We start from the raw sequence: 18,502 nt of genomic DNA on the forward strand, positions 1-18,502 counted from the left end.
ATCCTTTTATAAAATATTAAAACCCTTGTATCGAAGCAGATGCTATTGAGTCAGATCACCGGGTTTTTGAATTGCCCATAATTTGATAAAACTCCTCGATGAACCGGTCAACGCTCCTGCCTCTGTATAGCGAGGCTACCGTTAATGCATTCTGCTTGCCATTTTTGCCCGGCACTTCAAAATAAAGGTTAATAGATGTACGCACATAAATTAAATTCATGGTATGGCGTATGGTTTGTATACCCGTAAAATCGGCAAAATCATACTGCTTGTTCAGGAAGCGGAACAATCCGGTTCGTTTAACGGTTTGAGCCTGGGGATCAAAGATAAGCTGTGTAAAGGCGGCATTGATAAAGACGAGGCCGAACAGGAAAAATAGCGCTATGCAAAGCAATATAGCCAAAACACTATCGGCAGGTACTGAAAATAACCATATACCAACGCCGAAGAAAAGCAAACCCAAAATAATACTGCCAACCTTACGGTTTTTTACCTTATAAGCACTGCCCTCCTGCTCAAAGTATTTATAAGAAGTAATGGGCTTCTGAACAAAATCTTCCGGACGATCATACAAATCCAAATACCCATGTATCGCAGGAACCGCTTCGTTAACAAACGCAATGGCATTGGGGTCATCGTTCCTGGTATATGCAGAGGACACTACAACGCCCTTACCGTGCCGCGCATCCTTTCGGAAAACATTATAATTATAACTGCCGGTATTAATCTGGCTAACAACATTAATTCCCTGCAGCTCTGCAAAGGGAATGGTAACCGTTGGTATAAATCCAAACAGCATCTTACGCATGCGCCCTTGCCGGTTGTCAAATTCAATATAGGTATTTGCTGCTCCCCACATCAGAAAAACTATAAGAAGAATAAGCAGCACCAGCGGTAGGGATTCAGCTACCGCAACATTTTGATAATGTGTATATAGAAATAAAAGCCCCGCACCCAAAACAGCCATTATCGGAACGAAAATGTAAAATACACCATACGGAAATATTACTACGCGGCTGGGTTCTATTTTCCAGCGTGTTTTAGTGAGGCTTTTTATTGACATAATGAGTAAGTTGAAGTGCAACTTTATAACACCATGTTGGCGCATGAGGTTTGTATTTATTGCAATTGATACTTAAAACACATTTACGCCTGTAATGTTACCCCATAGAAAATTACAAACACCCATTTACCTGTCATGCTGCGTTTATATTATCTGCTGTTCCTGTTACTTTTCTGCATCAGTTTGCAAACTACGGGGCAACCGCCCAAAGAAACGGTTGATGTTCCGGCCAATCTGAAAAGCTTTATTGTCAAAGGCTATGAAGCGCTCAATCTAACCCTGGGCGACTTAAACCGTGATGCTTATCCGGATGCTATTCTGGTGCTTTACAAAATAGGAGAAGAAAAAACTTCTGATGTAATTGCCCATCCCGAAAAGCGGCCTTTACTGGTGCTTACAGGCCAGGCAAACAAAACGTATAAATTAGCGGCCCGCAGCGATAATGCCGTTTACTGCGTGGATTGCGGCGGACAAATGGGCGACCCGTTTACAGGCGTTACCATTAAAAACGGATACTTTTCTGTAGAACATTATGGTGGCAGCGGCTGGCGCTGGACACGCATCGTTACTTTCAAATACGATCCTGTTCAGAAGAGCTGGTTTCTGTTCAAAGACGGCGGCGAACGTTTCCATGCCATATCACACGAACAGGGGAAGACCCAAGTAAAGACAGTTAAAGATTTTGGTAAAGTGCCTTTTGAAAAATTTGATATCTATAAAGACAAATAGCGCATTACAATGAAGAAATTAAATTTACGTTTGCCATATCTGTTTTTGTGTACAAGCCTGATTATATCACTTTTAGCTAATGGTGCAGAGGCGCAGCCTGCCGGTACAGCCAATTTCTACAATAATATAAAAAGCTATAACCTTGCAGCTTTATGGCGCGCAGACCGCCTCAGGCTGCTCAGTTTGAAGCAGAATGAGCCTTTTCCGGAACCTTATGGAACCCTGGGTAAAAACTATCAGCGCTTTTATATTCATTATACTACAGTAACTAAAGACCCGGCCAACCCTTACTGTTACCAGGTGCAAGGCAAAACCCGTGTGGGTAACCAAATAAGGCCGTTTAGCGGAACCATTACGGTTACACAAGCCGGAATATATAAACCAGGATCACCTTACTCCCCTGATAGCTATAAGGGATACAAGCGTGGGCAATTTGTTGCGAAGGCGGAGTTGAAAGAGGCCGGGCAGGATGGCAGCATGATCAGCGGTAACCTCACAACCGATTTCTGCATTAATGCACAGAACCAGCTTTTGTATGATACCCTTGATTTTGGTATAGACGGTTATCAGAATAACCAGTTTACCGGTACGATTAAAAAGCCAGGCAACGGTACTGCACAAACTTTGAAATGGGGAGATTACAACCTGAGTACAACACCTTTATCTGATGTTGATGGCCTTACTATTCCACCGGAATATGAAAAGTATGGCTGGCAGAGTTTTGTAAACGCCATACCCAATGATTTGCGCCCTGCTAATAAAGCGGCCATTGCCGAAGAAAAGCGTCAATGGTGGAAATAGAAGTTTCCCCAATTATAATTATATTCACCAAGCAAAACTCTGATTCATAACAACATGAATTTCAAAAAATATTTTTGCCATACACTGGTCTTATTAGTGCTTTTGATAAGTGCAATTACTGTATCTGCACAGGAAAAATATAATACAGAAGTGCCTAAGGATATCATCATCCTGAGAAGTTCGAAAGATTATAAGTCGGCTTTGTCTGCGGCTAAACAGGCGGCTGCAACATTGCACAAAAAGCTGGACCTGCGAAGTCTTAAACCTAAAGAAAAAATTGGCCTGAGCATGAGCAAGGCCGATTGTGATGAACTGGGCTATCCCTGCTACCTGGCCCGGGGCGATGGCAATGCAGCCAACGATGATTATATTTCTATTGAGTATTCAAACGCTTACAAAGGTTTTGCTAAAGGTTATTACATTGTTGTAGCTGCTATAACCGATGTAAAATCGGCCTCAATGCAAGCCAAGCTGGCACAAATCAACAAATCCTATCCGGATGCTTACGCTAAGCGTACTTACATTTGGTTTGGCTGCATGCATTAAAGCCGGTACTGTTTGTAATAAACCTATTGTAAACTACCTTACATGCGTATTGTACTTTTTATTATCTGCTCATTCATCAGTTCCCGGGCGGCGGCTCAAATTAAAACACAGGTAATGGCTGCTACTGCTGTGCCTGGTAATATCCGTTACCAGGGCAAACCTGCTCAGGTGATGCAGTACCATGACCAAACAGGCACTTACCTTGCCTTCACCACGCAAACAGGCGCTAAGCCTCAAAAGGGCGATGATGAATTTAAGCAGGCGCACCTGTATGCTTATGTATATCAGTTAAAAGGTAATGCAGCGCCCGTACTGTTATGGCAATTACACGATATGGTAACCGAATGCAATCTGGATATGGTAGCCGGCTTTATACCCAACGCCCTTACCGTTACCGACCTCGATAAAAACGGCAAAGCTGAGGTATGGGTAGCCTACCGGCTGAGCTGCCGCGGGGATGTAAGCCCGAGCGAATTGAAAATTATTATGCACCAGGGCAGCACAAAGTATGCAATGCGAGGTATTGGCAGGTTAAAAACGGGGAACACCATTCAGCATGATGGCGGTGTAATTTACAGCAGCGATTTTACCAGCGGACCGGTTGCCTTCAGGCAGTACGCAGGCCGGCTTTGGGATAGGTATGTTATGGAAGTTATCAAATAGGGTAACCTCTATAACATACTCCGTGTAACAGGTAGTAGCCTGCGGTTTACAGAAAGCGATCTACCGGCTCATTTTTACCGAGCCGGTACACACATCACCCTCGGGTATTCCGGTTAGCCAAATGTTCAGAAAACTGGTGCGCTCTTTCGTGAGCTTTTCCAGGTAGATGGATTTACACATTGGCTCGGCTGAGCCCCTGCCGTCGCCGGTGTCAGGATATCGAGCCTCCAATTCAGCATCGCGAAGTTGCACCCATAACCGCTGCGCCGTTTTAAACTTTTTGATAAATATTGGTTGTGCGGCGTAGCTTTTTAAAATCTTTTGGTAAACCACATTCAGTTCGCGGTCGGCTTTGGCATAGCCGTCGCCAGCTTCCATATTCATAGCTGTTTGCGACTGTGCTTTAGCAAACGAAGTAAGTATCGTCAGACCAAGAACGAGCCATGCGGCCCGTAGACCTAATTGAATTTTCATCACTGTAACTATTTAGTTTTATTTATTTCCACCACTGGCGCTTCTCTTCGGCCAAAGCTTTCTTGCCTTCTGGTTTTCCACTTTCGGCTAATTTAGCTTTCATGAAGGTTTGCCATCCGTTGTTCAGGTACTTTGGGTTCACATAAAACTCGCCGGCGCCATTATCCAGGGCACCACTTTCCGGTATACGAAAATCGCCCCAATTACAGGTTTTGCCTGCGCCGCCTTTATAAGATGTCCAGCGCGCCACGCATTGATTATTATTAAAGCCATCATCCGGAATCAGCGTATCATAAGCAAACTGGCCTTGCTTGTTAACATACCAGTTGGTAATCAATTTACCTTTAATGGTTCCGCTTCCGGCTTGTTTAGGGTCTTCCTTAAAGTCAACTTGGCAAATCAAATAACCGTATTTATAGGCTGGATACTGCTCATTAGGCTCTAAACCTCTTTTAGCTTCCTTTACTGTAATGGTGCCTGTAAAACTGCAGGTGTTATTTTTTACCCGCGTTTTGCCTTGCACGTGATATAGATAAGGATTCTTTACATCTTTTATTACCGAAGTATAATGTATATAAAACCGCTGATAATCACTGCCGATAAAGCCAATCGGCTCCGGAAAATCATCCCAGGGATCAGGGGCGCCAACAAAATAGATTTTGGGTGCATGCCACAAACCGGCTAAGTTAGCCTTGCCTGCCTGAGCATAGTAATCGGCAGTTTTTCCTTGTGCCAGGCAGGCAGCGGCTCCGCAGCATATAAAACAAAGTAATGCAATATGCTTGCACATTAAACTTTTAAATTTAAACTTGGGCTGCTTATTAGCTGTAGGCCGCAAAGTATCTGCAAGAAGCGTTTTCATGTTGATGAAACCCAAAATATATTTCAAATGTTTACTATCCCGGTTCACTAAATACATTAAAGTAGTTAAAAGCAACGTAAATAATAGTTGCCTTTAACTACTTTATAAGGTTAGCTATTTACCGTTAATAAAATCGCTCAGGTAACTGCATTGGTTAACCGCCTCTTTATAAAATGCGGTTGATTTATATTGCTGCATCTCTTTAAAATGACTGTTTTGTTTTAAAGATTTCAGGTAGCTATTCTCCTGCTTTTTATAATTATCATAATTAGCATATACATCATAAGATGGCGCCACGTGTTCTTTTTGCTCACATTTGGCAGCCATAAAGGTACATTGGGCTTTAAATTCAGGGTTATCGCTCAGCTCACGTGCTTTCAAGTAATATTGTTTAGCCTGCGTAGCCTTAATATAATCTGTATCGTAATAGTATAAAGGTTTCCGGCCAAAATCATAGGATGACCACTGGTAAGTAATTAATCCCCACGAATTGCCATAGGTGGAGGTATTATACAAGCCGTTGGCCAGCTGGTAAAACGCATCTGCATTTTTCGGATCAGCTTTTACCTTGCTTTGTAGTGCTGCCATTTTTTGGGCAAATGATAATTTGGTGTACTGCTTACCGGCAAACGTTTTGGGGTAATCATTAATCTCTGCATTAAAAGGGTCTCCCAAAAAACTCGTACCATCACCGTTATAATAATCTTCGCCGTTGTATGATGTGTTTATTACCTTTTTGTTCTTTATATGCTGAAATGCTGCAGCTGCCCCGGCATAATTATGTTCGCGCAGCTTTACTGTTCCTAACAGTTCATAGATATTATCGCTGCTTACCGCTTTAAGGCCGTCAGTCAGGAATGTCATGTACCTGGCAGACTGCGGATGGGTTTTCCAATTGATCATCTGCTCAAGATGCGGTGAGTGCAAATAATTAAACCAAAAATCAGGCATTTGCCGGCCTAAATTCAAATTGCTGTTTGAGGTGCTTCCATTGTTGCTTTTCAGCATGGCCAGTGCAGCCTTTGCGGTATCGCCCTGGCGCAGGTAGGCAGGTGCCAGTACATACGTATAAAAATTGCGCTCGGTGCTGGCAAACCGGTTGTAATTGTCCAGTACAGGCGGGTACTCGTTCGGTTTGGGCTTGGTGCCCGATGCTACCTTGCCATGCAGCCATTGTAAAGCAGGTAAAAGTGAGGACTCATCTACCGCCTGCACTTGTTTTATACGCTGGGCAGATAAAAGCAGCTTTATAATTTGCTTCTCGTCAGCTAACCTGGAATTGAGTGGTTGCCCGTCCAGCTTGTTCAGGGCAGATAATCCGTCATCAGCGCGATTTTGCATGAAATACAAATAGGCATCGGCCAGTGTTCCGATTTGCGGTTCCGTGTATTTGGCCTCGCTGGTTAGCTTAGTGCAAAAGCTTCTGAGTTTTTCTATGTGTGCGTTATACTTAGTTTTTATACTATCGGGCGTGGTTACAAAAAAGCTGCCCTGCGGCAAATGCCGGGTTACTGACGCACCCTTTGGCCGGCTTACAACAAACCATATTATAGAAGTTATACCAATCAACATTGCAATACCACCGGCTATTTTAAATGAGGGCTTGTTTGGCTGACTTTTGAGTGCTACTACCAACCCTGTTATCCCTGCAAGTAAAACCACAATGCCCATCCATAACAGCCATTTTTTACTGCTCGCGCCTGGCTGCGAAGCTAACCCGGCTTTAGATTGGCTGCTGTAAAACTGATCGTTATTGTTGTTGAGGGCTGGTGTTAAATAATATTGTTCAAGCTTATTAATTTCTCTTACCAGCAGCACACCAACCATAGGCGATGAAGGTGCATTATCATATACCTGTTCCAGATGATCAGATTCTATTTCAGGGTTGGCAAAACCCTGTATGGCATATAGATTTGCTTTTTCCTCTGGTGTGCGGGCATGTTTTAATACCTCATTAAGCGGCGCCCCGATGTAATGATAGTTACGGTAAGCCAGCACCCGGCGTTCGGGATAGTTGGCAAACACTTTCGAAAACTGATAAGCGGCAACGGTACTGTCACCTGTCCGCCGCTCTTCGCCGGCACGGCAGGATAGCGCCCACCCTTTGGCATGGCTTTTAGAAGAAACCGGGCTGATGTACTGATCATAAATTTTACTTGCCTTTTCGTAATCCTGCCCGTAATGAAATAAACGCTGGGCCTGGTAATAGTACCTGAGTTTAATGAAGCTATCATCTGTTGTACCGGCCGCTTCTAACGCTTTTTGGGCTGCACCTGCAATTGCGGCTGTATCCTTTGGTGCCGGGTTCCACTCGTCATAAGTGGTATTGGCCAAAGGTTCAACTTCGAGCGCAAACTTATAGTATTGCAACGCTGCCTGGTGTGCCGGCTGCTTTAAAGACTGTAAAAAGTTGTTAGTTGCCAGGTTGCCGGTTAGCGGCAAGTCCTGTTCAATGGCGTTAACCAGGCTTTTCTTTCTGATACTATCCAGGTCATACATCACTTGCTTTACATCCTGTGATTGCACCGGCTGCCCTAAGTAATCAGCCCATTCAGCAGCGTTAATTGCTGCTTCGCTTGCAGGTTCGTCATCAGTGTAAGTAAACTGGTAATCGGTAAAATAAAAAGCGCCGAAATCCTTTTTACCCTGAATATCAGAATGGAAAAAAGAAGTATAATAATCATAAGGATCCGGCTCGTCGGAGCAGGCCATAATTACAGCAATGCCTGTTGAAAAGCACCCGGCAATGCATATACAATAAAGCAGCAGTTTCTTCCAGCGTTTCATAGTTGTGATAGTTGAGGGTAAGTTAATCTATATGAAAATTATTGTGGTAAATGTATATGATAATGGTAAAAGAAGTTGATTTTATTTTAGCTTTTGCAGCAGAGCCAATAAAATTATGATTTACTGTTTAAAATGCGCTTATCTATCATTGCCATTAGCTCATTTCTGTTTTCAATCTCCGGAACCAGCGGTATGTTGCCTTCTCCGGTTAGTATTCGTATCCACGCAGAAACATTGGTATCATGTATTTCTGTTACTCCGCCAGATTTTTCCAGTTTAGATACATTTGCCCACTTAATTCTTTTTCTGTTGAGTGGCAGGCTAAGTTCTATGGCTTCATCATCCAGCACAAACCTGAAACGGCGGTAATTTTGCTTTAGTAGCATGTAACCCAGCAACAGGGCCAGCCCATAAGCCGGAATGCAGACGGCAGCACTGATAAGTATGTATTTAATACCGCCCTGAAAGTTGTAAAGCAAATAGATCATGAGCAGCAGGTATACTGCAAGCATTACCATAAAAGCCGTTTTTATCAGCCGTAATGCAGCTGCCGGCAAACCATCCTCACCTATTTTGTAAACCTGGTACATAACAGCAACTTGCAGTTAGTTGGTAAAAGAGTTAATGCTGCTGATAAGCGCCCGGTTAATGCAATCGTACAGGCGGTACGATAAATCATCATATTGTTGCCTATCCTGTAGTTTTTCAAAGCCCAAATCATTCCACGAGCCCATGCCGCCAAACACATGTGCGGCCATGGCGGCATACATCAGTTGCAGGTTCGTTTGGCTGTAACCGGTTTCATCAATCTGCCGGGTATGCCAGGAATTAGCAGGAGCCGAAGTTTTTAAGATATCAAGGGCGTTTTGAAATATATCAGCCCAGTTAGCCAACTCGTGCTGCCGGGCAAAAGCTGTAATTTCAATTAACACTTCCTGTAAACGCTGCTTTGCCTGTTGCGTATCGGGGCAAAAATTAATAGTTTCGGTATGGGTAACGGTGCGGCCGTAGCTTACCGCCCAAATGTTCTGGTTAGGTTCGTCGGGCTGGGTAACCTCCCAGCGGGCCGCCCAAAAGTTTGAACAGGACGCATAAACAGCTTCAATAAGCCAGGTGCCACCGCCGCCTATAAAGCCGGCCAGCTTATGATCGGGCGTACCGGTTTCATTACCGGCAGATGGATGAAAGTAAGCCTTCAACATCCGGCAGCCTTCCTGCTTTAATAGGGCAAACCATCCGGGTGGATTTGCTGCCACTACCGTTTCCTGTGTACCTGCATCGGCTTGCCCGGCCAGGTGGATAAAATTTACAGTGTTACAAAATTTAAATGCAATATTATCAGGGTAGTAATCTAAAGGTATTTGCCCGGTTGTAATAAACTGGTTGCCGTGAGTAATTAATGACAGCAGCTGGCTGGTTATTCCGTTCATAAGTTCAGGAGGGCATGATTACTTTTTTACGCTTATAATAAGAAATAAGGTAAAACACAATGGCCGACAGCGGAATAACTGTAATAGTAGCCAGGAGCCCCAAAAATGCAAAGCCTACCGATGGGGTGGCACAGCGCACTGTTGCAGGCAAATTTATAATATCAATATAACTGGCCAGTACCGGTAGCGCTATACCGGCAATCAGGCAGGTTAACGTTATAGCCGCAAGCGGCAATTTTAAATGCCCGGCTACATGCAGGCTGCATAGTACAAGATGCAGTAAAGGCGCTGCAACCATCAGGAACAGGCAAATCAGGAAAACCATGGCAACTTTTAAATTAATACTTCCAAAGGCAATAATGTAACCCCTGGAAGTATATTTATTTTCAACAGGCTGATCCTATTGCTCAATAGGAATTCCGTTGATAGAAACATCCTTGCAGCTAAATGAAAGGGCTACCGAACCATAAGCATCGCTGTAAGTAGTGCCGGAAAGATTGTCGGAATAAGTATAAAGGCTGGCCTGTTTAAACTTTATAGTGCGGGGCGGGTTTTTGCCGAATGAATCTACAACGGTTATCATACCATCAAACCGGGTTTGTTTTTTGGCAAATACCCTAAGCAGGTCATCACTTACTTTTTTGGCATCAACGGTAATATACAATGCGCCGGGATAGTAGGATGATAAACTGTTCTTTACTGAATCTTTAATGGAAGAAACGGTTTTCAGATCTTCATAACTGCGCGAAAGAGATGTACTGACGCTGTTTAGATCAGTTACAATACTTTTACCTTGAAAAACAATGGTAAGCTGCAACTTGGTGCGGCTGTCTTCGGTTTGGGCAACTACCGGCTTTACAAATAATGCCGATAATAATGCAATGAGGGAAATGGTTAATAACTTTTTCATGTGTTGATATAGGGTGAATACAGAGCTTCAACAAAGGACATTGATTGTTGTTTAAATGAACCGCAAACTTTATTACAAGTGTAAGCTTAAGCATTGCTTTACTTATAATGTGCTGCAGCTAATGCCTCTTAAATAGCCAATTTTTGGTGATAACGTCATCAGTGTTCGTAAGGTTTTTAAGCGGAGATGCCCCTCTTCGCATCATGCTGAAACAGGTTTCGGCATCACTGGTTTCTGCCTTGCGTCTAAGGGTGATATACCTCCATTATCCACACCGTAAAGTGTAAACCCAAAGTTTACACTTTTCAAAAAAATTAACAACTAAATCTCTGATAGTTAATGGGTTATAAAAAAGGAGGGTTTACACTTTTTAGAGCTTTTAGTTGTGCGTTTTTCCAGCGTTATTGACCTCCGGTTTTCATGCCTGCAGGATGGGGGAACATGGAGCTAAAACGGGTTACGCCTGGGTGATACAGTGCTGTGATTGCCAGGCACTGGCAACTTAAAAACATCTTGCGGACACTTATTGTGACAGGTAACTTTATTTACCAGCTTCCGCCGGCGCCACCGCCTCCTGTACGGCCGCCGCCCCAGCTTCCGGAAGAGGATGACGGGGATGATGAACTGCTGCTTCCGGCCCCTGCGGATGAAGATGAGCTTGAGGATTGCACCAGCATGGGTAAGGTTACCTCCTCCACAAAAATTTCGTGCTTGCAGTTACGGCATATTTTTACCCGTTTGGCTTTACCCTGGCGGGTGTAAGTCGCTTTCTGTAAGGAAATCTGTATCGGTTCGGTTAAGGTGCGGAAGCCGCACTCCGGGCAGAGGGTAAAATCATCAAAATTATAGCCGGGATTTTGTACCAGTTTTACAGTTTGTGTAGCAGCATTCATCCACACATCATATACCTGGCTGCCCAGTTGCTCTTCTTTAAGCTGCCCTGCCGAGAGGTGCTTGCTGCCTTGCTCTTTATCATCACGATCAATACGTTTCATTGGCTTGCCGCCGGAATCAGCCAGCGGTAATATTCTGGCTGTAACCTGTTTCGAGCGCCAGAATTCAATCAGCATAAACAGGAGGGTAAGTGGCGAGAGTAAAGCCTGCCACCACACTTTTTTATAAAACGTTTTAACTGCGCCGGTAAAGTTCAAATCATCTGTATAAAATTTGCGTAAATGGCTGAGTACACTCAAATGGGCAAAGAAGAAGTAGAGAACTACCGATAAGGCCAGCAATACCGGCAGTGCGGCAATAAAAGCGGGGATAACAGCACTCAGGTTACCAAAGAAGAAAATGACGATAGCCAGTAACACCACCGCAGCAATTATGATTAAAAAGCACCAGCCCGACACATCTGCATACAGGTTAGTAGCATGTCGCACCGCGTTAGGAATGGCAGATTTGATTTTACTGATTTGCCAGCCGCCTGCAAAGGCTAAAACTCCAATGCCGGCCAGCCAAAATACAGCATCCGGAATAGGTGCCGATGCCGGTGCAGCCTGTTTTGCCAGCAATGTGGTTAACTCTTTTTTGTTTGCCGGCTGCTGCAGGTACTGTTTAATGACGTTTACGGCGCTTATGATGCCATCGCCATAATTTTGCTGTTTGAATGCAGGCGCCAGCGTATGCTCACCAATGGTTTTCAAGTCGGCGTCAGGCAGTAATCCTTCCAGCCCATATCCGGTAATGAACCGGTATTGCCTGCGCCCGGTAACCACCAAAAGCAATAAGCCATTGTCGGCGCTGTTTTTACCGATACCCCATTTGCGGAAAATCCTGGTTGCAAAGTCAAAATCATTATCGTTGGAATCAAAATCATCAATAACAACAACGGCTGCTTCAACTCCCGTTTTTTGGTCAAGTGTTTTTAGCAGGCTGTTTAACGAGTCGGTTTGTGTGGCATTCAGTACTCCAACCGCATCAGTAATATAACCTGTACCGGCATCTTTAGGATCAGGCACCTCATCAGCCGTTTTATAGGTTTGCGCCCGGAGTTGTGTTGCTGAGAACACCAGAAGGATCAACAGGCCTGTTAATGAGCGAATAAAGGCTAAAGCTCTTGCTTTATTAACATGCTGTATAAAATCTGCCATATTTAAAAACGCTATTGTCAAATACCAGCTTTATTAACAATTTACAGGGCAGCTTGTTAAGCTAAATAATTTACCGTAACCCAGGCAAAAGTTTACCATTACTAAATGGCCAGAGATATTAAAGCAATACAATGCCCACACTGCGGCAGCATCTATAAAACCGAAGTAAAGCCTGATTTTTACCGCTGCCAAAACTGCGGAACAGAGTACTTTTTAGATAGTGATGATGTACATATCTATCATCATAACGGGCGCACACCGCCACCTGCTTATAGTTCGGCCCCGCCGGTTAATACCAACCTGCCGGTTTATATACTTATAGGCGCTGTACTTTTTATTGCGGTTACTTATTTTGCAGTTATGCTGTTTCAGCCCAAAAGCAGAAACAATTACGCCGTTCAAAGCAATTACAAGGTACCGCGTTCATATCACACCAGTTTTGTTTATACAAATACGGCCACCGGCGCCCCTGTTTATTTACGTTTAGGAACAGATTATGTAGACAAAGGCAATAACCAGTCGGACCTTGAGGTACATGCCCAGTTTAACAATGCATTGAATGGCGATTTGCTGGCCGACAGGGTGATGCCCAAAGATGGGCAGCGTAACAACAATTGCGATTTAACCTTTAAAACGTATAAGCCCGATTTAATAATGGCCATTGGCTGCAGCAATATATTGTTTGAGGTGGACACCCGCAATAACCGGCTTAACGATATTACCACCCAAATTTTTAAAGATTACCCGCAATTAAACTCGGGTATAGCCCGGCTGGAGTTCGATTATTATAAGGACATGATTACAGTGATGAATAATGAAGGCAACAGTTATTATTACTTTCCGGTAATTAAGAAGCTGGTTGGTACTACCGAGCAGGCAGAAGCCGTTTGGAAACAGCAGTTAAACCGGCACTACTTTGAGTTTGGCTATTTAGGCGATGACTTTGACCAGAATAAACATAATCAGTTAATTGAAGTAAGGTATCTTGAACAGGGCGAACATAAGATAGGCCGCGATTTAACGCCGGGAAGAAAATATTTTAGTCCGGCAATCATCTATCAGGATGATACGAATGTGCTGGTTTGTGTAAATACCACAGCAGCGCCCAGCCCCCCTAAGAGCGTACAAAGCATTGATGTACAAACCGGCAAGATTAAATGGACTTTACCACCCGACGATTACGACTTGTATACCGTTGCCAAATGTAAGCAGGGTTTTGCCATTGAGTACCGGAAAGGGGAGGAGGCCGATTATGTACATGGTGTACTTGTGGTATCAAATACCGGTAAGCTGGTGCATAATTATCAGTTAGGCCGAACAGAGTAAAGAAAACTGAACAGGCAACAGGGTGTTATTAAAAACAATATAATGAGCTTTATCAATTTTTTTAAAGAGCAGTTTGCAGCGGTGATAGAATGGGCTAACCCGCCGCAAACTACACTGTTTTACAAGTTTCCGTTTAAAACGGATGAGATCAAAAACAACAGCAAACTTATTATTGCACCGGGGCAGGGATGTTTACTGGTATATGAGGGCAAGGTAACTGCCGTGCTGGAACAAGAAGGCGTATATAATCTTCAATCGCATAACGAGCCGTTTATTACTACCTTGCTGAACCTTACACAAGGGTTTAATGGCGAACACAAGCTAAAAATTTACTTTTACCGCAGGGCCGAGGTGGTTAACCAGGGCTGGGGCACTTCCAGCCGGGTAAAGTATCAGGAGCCGGTGTATAATTTTCCGGTAAGCCTGGGCGTTTATGGCAACTATTCATTCAAATTAACAGATGCTAAGCTATTTGTTACGAAGATTGCCGGCATGGCCGACTTATATACTACCGGGCAGGTTCATATACTGGCGCAATCGCGTATTGAGCAGCAGCTTACGGTAACACTGGCTACCGCCGCTTACTCCATTTTACAAATTGACAGCCAGCTGAATGAATTAGCCGCCGAATTGCAAACGCAGTTAAATAACCAATTTGTTGCTTTAGGCTTCGAACTAACTGATTTTAACGTACAGGGTACCTCGTTTGACCAGCAAACCCAGCAGCAGGTAAATCAAATAGCTAATGCCCGGGCTGGCAGCCTGGCTGCTCAACAAGCCGGGCTAAGTTACACCGAAATGGAAAAGCTGCAGGCCCTGCGCGATGCCGCCCGTAATGAAAGCGGAACAACAGGTGCCGGCCTGCAAATTAATTTAGGCAATGGCCTGGGAAACACATTTAGCCAAAATACAGGCAGCGCTGCCGGCAAAGAAGCCGATGCGGTAACACATTTACAGAAGCTGAAAGCCTTATTTGATGACGGCATACTCACCCAGGAAGAATTTGATGCAAAAAAGAAACAATGGCTCGATCAGTTATAAACTATCTTACATAAAATAAGCAGCATGAAATTAAATCTATCCTTATCGGTTTGTATCCTTATGTGTTTGCCCGCTATTTGCCTGTCTTCTTGCCGGCAAAAACCATTAAACAGCCAAAAGGCATCAACAGCTAAAGTTAAAACGGTTGCTTTGCAGAAGCAACCTATTAATGAAGATAAAGCCGTTGACCTGATTATGAAGTTGGATGAGGTGAAGCGCAAAAACGCCGAAGTGGAAAAACTGAGCCAGGGCAAAAGGCGGCTATCTACCTATGTGGAAACATCGCCAACGGCTGCCGATCCGAATTACTGGGTAAAAGTTGCAGAAAACAATGGCGGCAGCTATGTAACCTACTATACTTTTGCTGTGCATAATAAAACGGGTACTATACATTACTATGATATAGAGCGGGATACCTTAATATCGCTTGAGGAATGGCGTAAAAATCTGTCTGAAGATGAAGATTAACAGGTATGGCGGCAGTAAAGCGTAAGCAGAAAGTTGTTATCAAACCGGTGGTAAGCACCGGAACCTGGATTGTTTTAGGATATTGGGCATTGTGTGCCCTTATTTACTTGAGCACCGATCTTTTTGTTGACCTGTATACCACTACCGATTTTGTAAGCGTAGCCTGGATTGCAGGGTTGGTAGTTTTGCCATTAACCATATATACATTATATGCAGGCAGGCAAGAATTTTTTACCAGCTGGTATGCCTCAATATTTTTCCCGCTTATTGTTTTCGGCCTGTATCTGGGTACGGCATACTTTAATGCGCTTAATTTAGATTTATTGGCCAGCGCAGCATTTAAAGATACCACTCCGCAAACACTGCCGGTACAGGATGTACATCAGGAGTTTGCCCGCAAAGCAGGATTTGTGTATACCAATGTAACCTTGTTTTATCAGGGTAAACCGGTTGTGTTTCAAGGAACGCGAACCAGCTTTTTTTTGCTAAAACCTTATCAGCAGTTGCATGTACGTATAGGCCGGTCCTATTTAGGCAACTACTATATCACCCGCATACAATTGCCTGCCCACGAGCGTTGGGCCGCCCGGTGGGCTTACCTGAAAGACTGGTTCTGGCGTTACGTATGGCTGCTGATTGCATTGCCGGTGTTGTATGTATTAAGCTTGTTGAAGGATAAGTTTTTCCCTGCTCCACTTGTCAGGAAAAAGCCCGTTGATCGTCCGTACCTGCGTTTTTTCAGAAAACTTTTCATCGTGTTAATCAGCCTGTTTGGCTTGTTTGTGTTACTACTGCTGTTGATAGGCCTGTTTAGCTAAACTGATTTGTGCCGCACCTGAATTGCAGTTGTGCGGATAATTTTACAAGATAAATTGTTCTGTCAGTAATTTATTTGAATCTCACTCAAATAAGTTTATTGCATTTTAACTGAATATGAGTAAACGTCCCGATTGGTATATGTTTGAGCAGCATAGCCGCCAAAAAACAGCAGGCTGGGCACGGCAGTTGCATTATTTTTATTTTTGCAGGGCGCAAGGCGGGCATGCAAATGATGGCGATACTTTTATGGCAGGCATTATTTTTAGCGACAAAGTTGATTTACTGCATAAGCTGTCTTTATTAAACATAAGGCCCGGCACTATAGGTCCGGATGACCTGCAGCCTGTAGCCGGACAGGCTTATACGGGCGATGAATTTGCCAAATTTAAAACGCCTGTTACTGATTTTCCTGGAATAGAGCAGCCCGGCCACGTATGCATTACCGGTCAAAAGGCATTTATTTGGATAAGTCAGCGTATGATCACCTTCTCTGTTTCGGGAATAGACGATGGTAATCTGTATGAAGTTTCGGATGCTGATTTTAAGGCATGCCTGGCGTTGGAAGCCGTATTTGATAATTTAAACTGGCAGGCTTATAAAGATACCAGCGCCATGCAAAGCAGCAGTTGTGTATCACCGGCCAGCTATCCGGAGTTTTATTAAACTAATTTTTACCTGGCTAAAACCCTGTGTTTCAATGATAAACAGTTACGTTAGTAATAACACTGTCTTTACCGCCGGGCAGCAGTTGCTTGATAATACTTATACCCATATCTTCTCCCGCATTATACATGCTAACAGTTGTGTTATCGGGTTCGGAAGCCTGATTTTTTAGTTTCCATTTGGGAAACAGCTTCTTAATATCAGTAACGGTTAGCTGTTGCTGCAATGGTTTTGGTAACTCAAACCTGTAAGAAAGTATTTTGGGTGGGGTTTCTTTGGTGTTATAGATGCAGTATACATACAAATAGCTTTCATCATAAGGCACCTGCCTGGAAAAGCCGGGTATAGCAACTTTATATGCTGACAAGTAAGGCCTGATTGCTTTCAATCCGGTTTCAGCCGAATACTGTTTTACCCGCAGCGCCTGATATAACCGGCTTATTAGGGTAGTGAGTGTCTTTTTATCTACCGGTTTCAGCGTGCGGGGCTGTTTATTCTCTTGGTTACCGGCAAAAGGGGTACAGCCGGTAAACAGCCAGCCCGTTGTTAAAACCAAGCATAAGTATATCAAGCCTCTTTTCAATTCTGTTTATATTTTTATAATTGCTGCTTTGACTTCAATGGTCAACATGATACCGTATTTTAAGTTTCATCGTGTACTTTTGTTAACTCTGTTTAATTATGGCTAACAAACGTGTGATTTATATACGCATCATTTTATGTTTATCCTTTATCGTGCTTACCCGGTTGGTGGCTTCGGCACAAGTGCCCGGCAACTGGTATAGTTATTATAATGCTAAAAAAGATTTGTATGGCTTTAAAGATGCCAAAGGAAAAGTTAAAATATCAGCCCGTTTTAATGCTGCCACCCGCGCCTGGACATTCAGAAATATTATTGCCGTAACCGATGGCAACACAAATCAATCCTATTACCTGCTTAAAAACGAAAAAAAAGTAGCTAAAGACAGCCTGTATGTATGGGATATGACCTATGATTGTGAACAGGAAGGCGCCATCAGGTTTCGGGATCCGGTTACGGATAAAGTTGGTTTCCTGGGGAGTAACGGTAACATCATAATTCCTGCGGTTTATAATGATGCACAGGCTTTTCACAACGGGCTGGCTTTGGTTATTTATAATGGGAAAAGGCGCTGTGCAGATGGTACGCCTTACCAGGCCGACTGTGAGCACTGGTACTGGCAAGGCACAACTGCATTAATTAACAGCAGCGGCGCCATAGTGGCTGATAGTGTTGATGAACGGACTACCGAAAACATCAACTGGTATTCGCTGAAAATTGCCGGCCAGCCGGCAGATACCGGCTTGTACAATTCATTGAAAGGGAAAGGCGGTAAGTACTATACTTTCATTAATTATAATAAGGAGTTTGAGCAGTGGTTCTACCAAAGCTTTCTGACGAAAGCGAACACGCCCTATATATCAGCACTTAGCTTTGATGAGGTAACTGTAGAAGGCCTGTATAAGCACACGCTCAGGAAGACCTATCCTAAAGCCGCCTTTATTAAAACATTTAAAACAGCGCTGCAAAGGAAAATGGCGGCTATAAAACGCCGCCGGGTAGAAACCGCTATTTCTGGTGAGGATCTTAACCTGTTTATATACCATAACAAAAAGTACGAAGCCTATTACACCGATTGCGGTGAACCTAATACGGCACAGTACCCTTTATTTGAAGTAATAACTACGCATTACCGCAGCTTGCACCAGTTTGACTATCAAGAGCACTTTTCATTTCTGCGAACGGCCCGGGGATACAAACTTATAGCTGTGGCATTAAAAAACCGGAAGTAATAACTGCTGCATATA

20 protein-coding genes are annotated in these 18,502 nt (G+C 43.6%); 10 read left to right on the top strand and 10 right to left on the bottom strand.

The features are described 5' to 3' along the window. Positions 1 to 55: 55 nt before the first annotated feature. The gene (locus ACY652_RS07265; RefSeq protein ID WP_462267372.1) at positions 56 to 1,063 is read right to left on the bottom strand and encodes a hypothetical protein; all 1,008 of its coding nucleotides are present in this window, start codon (positions 1,061 to 1,063) and stop codon (positions 56 to 58) included. A gap of 135 nt (positions 1,064 to 1,198) precedes the next feature. Between ACY652_RS07265 and ACY652_RS07270 the strand changes: the two genes are divergently transcribed. The 4 genes from ACY652_RS07270 to ACY652_RS07285 are packed head-to-tail and all read left to right on the top strand — an operon-like array spanning position 1,199 to position 3,802. Continuing rightward, positions 1,199 to 1,792, top strand: a complete 594-nt coding sequence (locus ACY652_RS07270; RefSeq protein ID WP_462267373.1) for a hypothetical protein — start codon at positions 1,199 to 1,201, stop codon at positions 1,790 to 1,792. Between the two features lie 9 nt (positions 1,793 to 1,801). Beyond that, positions 1,802 to 2,593 (top strand): hypothetical protein, encoded by a 792-nt coding sequence (locus ACY652_RS07275; protein ID WP_462267374.1) that lies wholly within the window; start codon positions 1,802 to 1,804, stop codon positions 2,591 to 2,593. 54 nt (positions 2,594 to 2,647) lie between these two features. Continuing rightward, a complete protein-coding gene (locus ACY652_RS07280) occupies positions 2,648 to 3,139 on the top strand; it encodes a hypothetical protein (protein WP_462267375.1) in 492 nt (163 codons plus the stop codon). A gap of 42 nt (positions 3,140 to 3,181) precedes the next feature. Next, a complete protein-coding gene (locus ACY652_RS07285; RefSeq protein WP_462267376.1) occupies positions 3,182 to 3,802 on the top strand; it encodes a M949_RS01915 family surface polysaccharide biosynthesis protein in 621 nt (206 codons plus the stop codon). 60 nt (positions 3,803 to 3,862) lie between these two features. Here ACY652_RS07285 and ACY652_RS07290 read toward each other — a convergent pair whose 3' ends face one another. The 8 genes from ACY652_RS07290 to ACY652_RS07325 form a co-directional block, all read right to left on the bottom strand. Further along, positions 3,863 to 4,276: a lysozyme inhibitor LprI family protein gene (locus tag ACY652_RS07290; protein ID WP_462267377.1), complete on the bottom strand. Its 414-nt coding sequence runs from the start codon at positions 4,274 to 4,276 to the stop codon at positions 3,863 to 3,865. Positions 4,277 to 4,298: 22 nt separating this feature from the next. Beyond that, entirely contained in the window at positions 4,299 to 5,138 is an 840-nt protein-coding gene (locus ACY652_RS07295; RefSeq protein WP_462267378.1) for a hypothetical protein, read from the bottom strand. Between the two features lie 114 nt (positions 5,139 to 5,252). Beyond that, positions 5,253 to 7,925 (bottom strand): hypothetical protein, encoded by a 2,673-nt coding sequence (locus ACY652_RS07300; RefSeq protein ID WP_462267379.1) that lies wholly within the window; start codon positions 7,923 to 7,925, stop codon positions 5,253 to 5,255. 113 nt (positions 7,926 to 8,038) lie between these two features. After that, on the bottom strand, positions 8,039 to 8,515 hold the full coding sequence (locus ACY652_RS07305) for a hypothetical protein (protein WP_462267380.1): 477 nt from the start codon (positions 8,513 to 8,515) through the stop codon (positions 8,039 to 8,041). A gap of 15 nt (positions 8,516 to 8,530) precedes the next feature. After that, positions 8,531 to 9,355 carry a hypothetical protein gene (locus ACY652_RS07310; RefSeq protein WP_462267381.1) on the bottom strand — a complete coding sequence of 275 codons (825 nt, stop codon included), beginning with the start codon at positions 9,353 to 9,355 and terminating at the stop codon, positions 8,531 to 8,533. Positions 9,356 to 9,359: 4 nt separating this feature from the next. Further along, on the bottom strand, positions 9,360 to 9,680 hold the full coding sequence (locus tag ACY652_RS07315; RefSeq protein ID WP_462267382.1) for a hypothetical protein: 321 nt from the start codon (positions 9,678 to 9,680) through the stop codon (positions 9,360 to 9,362). Between the two features lie 75 nt (positions 9,681 to 9,755). Then, complete coding sequence (gene tssD, locus ACY652_RS07320) at positions 9,756 to 10,265, bottom strand: type VI secretion system tube protein TssD (protein WP_462267383.1); 510 nt, start codon at positions 10,263 to 10,265, stop codon at positions 9,756 to 9,758. A 545-nt stretch (positions 10,266 to 10,810) separates the two neighbouring features. Next, a complete protein-coding gene (locus ACY652_RS07325) occupies positions 10,811 to 12,358 on the bottom strand; it encodes a TPM domain-containing protein (RefSeq protein WP_462267385.1) in 1,548 nt (515 codons plus the stop codon). 105 nt (positions 12,359 to 12,463) lie between these two features. Here ACY652_RS07325 and ACY652_RS07330 point away from each other — a divergent pair, with 105 nt between their 5' ends. From ACY652_RS07330 to ACY652_RS07350, 5 genes are all read left to right on the top strand, one after another. Continuing rightward, positions 12,464 to 13,684 carry a hypothetical protein gene (locus ACY652_RS07330; RefSeq protein WP_462267387.1) on the top strand — a complete coding sequence of 407 codons (1,221 nt, stop codon included), beginning with the start codon at positions 12,464 to 12,466 and terminating at the stop codon, positions 13,682 to 13,684. A gap of 42 nt (positions 13,685 to 13,726) precedes the next feature. Beyond that, a complete protein-coding gene (locus ACY652_RS07335; protein ID WP_462267389.1) occupies positions 13,727 to 14,725 on the top strand; it encodes an SPFH domain-containing protein in 999 nt (332 codons plus the stop codon). A 150-nt stretch (positions 14,726 to 14,875) separates the two neighbouring features. Beyond that, entirely contained in the window at positions 14,876 to 15,193 is a 318-nt protein-coding gene (locus tag ACY652_RS07340) for a hypothetical protein (protein WP_462267391.1), read from the top strand. Positions 15,194 to 15,198: 5 nt separating this feature from the next. After that, entirely contained in the window at positions 15,199 to 16,011 is an 813-nt protein-coding gene (locus ACY652_RS07345) for a hypothetical protein (RefSeq protein WP_462267393.1), read from the top strand. 115 nt (positions 16,012 to 16,126) lie between these two features. Then, entirely contained in the window at positions 16,127 to 16,675 is a 549-nt protein-coding gene (locus ACY652_RS07350) for a hypothetical protein (protein ID WP_462267395.1), read from the top strand. A 31-nt stretch (positions 16,676 to 16,706) separates the two neighbouring features. Here ACY652_RS07350 and ACY652_RS07355 read toward each other — a convergent pair whose 3' ends face one another. After that, a complete protein-coding gene (locus tag ACY652_RS07355) occupies positions 16,707 to 17,231 on the bottom strand; it encodes a hypothetical protein (protein WP_462267397.1) in 525 nt (174 codons plus the stop codon). A 125-nt stretch (positions 17,232 to 17,356) separates the two neighbouring features. Between ACY652_RS07355 and ACY652_RS07360 the strand changes: the two genes are divergently transcribed. Beyond that, positions 17,357 to 18,487, top strand: a complete 1,131-nt coding sequence (locus ACY652_RS07360) for a WG repeat-containing protein (protein WP_462267399.1) — start codon at positions 17,357 to 17,359, stop codon at positions 18,485 to 18,487. The last annotated feature ends 15 nt before the right edge of the window (positions 18,488 to 18,502 follow it).

The sequence above is a fragment of the Mucilaginibacter sp. genome (assembly GCF_965200995.1).
In the GTDB taxonomy this organism is placed as follows: Bacteria; Bacteroidota; Bacteroidia; order Sphingobacteriales; family Sphingobacteriaceae; genus Mucilaginibacter.

Coding starts and splice junctions, on each gene's coding strand:
- ACY652_RS07305 (WP_462267380.1), bottom strand. CDS start 8,515: ATGTACCAGGTTTACAAAATAGGTGAGGATGGTTTGCCGGCAGCTGCA.
- ACY652_RS07310 (WP_462267381.1), bottom strand. CDS start 9,355: ATGAACGGAATAACCAGCCAGCTGCTGTCATTAATTACTCACGGCAAC.
- ACY652_RS07350 (WP_462267395.1), top strand. CDS start 16,127: ATGAGTAAACGTCCCGATTGGTATATGTTTGAGCAGCATAGCCGCCAA.
- ACY652_RS07290 (WP_462267377.1), bottom strand. CDS start 4,276: ATGAAAATTCAATTAGGTCTACGGGCCGCATGGCTCGTTCTTGGTCTG.
- ACY652_RS07300 (WP_462267379.1), bottom strand. CDS start 7,925: ATGAAACGCTGGAAGAAACTGCTGCTTTATTGTATATGCATTGCCGGG.
- ACY652_RS07295 (WP_462267378.1), bottom strand. CDS start 5,138: ATGAAAACGCTTCTTGCAGATACTTTGCGGCCTACAGCTAATAAGCAG.
- ACY652_RS07345 (WP_462267393.1), top strand. CDS start 15,199: ATGGCGGCAGTAAAGCGTAAGCAGAAAGTTGTTATCAAACCGGTGGTA.
- ACY652_RS07265 (WP_462267372.1), bottom strand. CDS start 1,063: ATGTCAATAAAAAGCCTCACTAAAACACGCTGGAAAATAGAACCCAGC.
- ACY652_RS07315 (WP_462267382.1), bottom strand. CDS start 9,680: ATGGTTTTCCTGATTTGCCTGTTCCTGATGGTTGCAGCGCCTTTACTG.
- ACY652_RS07285 (WP_462267376.1), top strand. CDS start 3,182: ATGCGTATTGTACTTTTTATTATCTGCTCATTCATCAGTTCCCGGGCG.
- ACY652_RS07360 (WP_462267399.1), top strand. CDS start 17,357: ATGGCTAACAAACGTGTGATTTATATACGCATCATTTTATGTTTATCC.
- tssD (WP_462267383.1), bottom strand. CDS start 10,265: ATGAAAAAGTTATTAACCATTTCCCTCATTGCATTATTATCGGCATTA.
- ACY652_RS07325 (WP_462267385.1), bottom strand. CDS start 12,358: ATGGCAGATTTTATACAGCATGTTAATAAAGCAAGAGCTTTAGCCTTT.
- ACY652_RS07275 (WP_462267374.1), top strand. CDS start 1,802: ATGAAGAAATTAAATTTACGTTTGCCATATCTGTTTTTGTGTACAAGC.
- ACY652_RS07335 (WP_462267389.1), top strand. CDS start 13,727: ATGAGCTTTATCAATTTTTTTAAAGAGCAGTTTGCAGCGGTGATAGAA.
- ACY652_RS07270 (WP_462267373.1), top strand. CDS start 1,199: ATGCTGCGTTTATATTATCTGCTGTTCCTGTTACTTTTCTGCATCAGT.
- ACY652_RS07280 (WP_462267375.1), top strand. CDS start 2,648: ATGAATTTCAAAAAATATTTTTGCCATACACTGGTCTTATTAGTGCTT.
- ACY652_RS07330 (WP_462267387.1), top strand. CDS start 12,464: ATGGCCAGAGATATTAAAGCAATACAATGCCCACACTGCGGCAGCATC.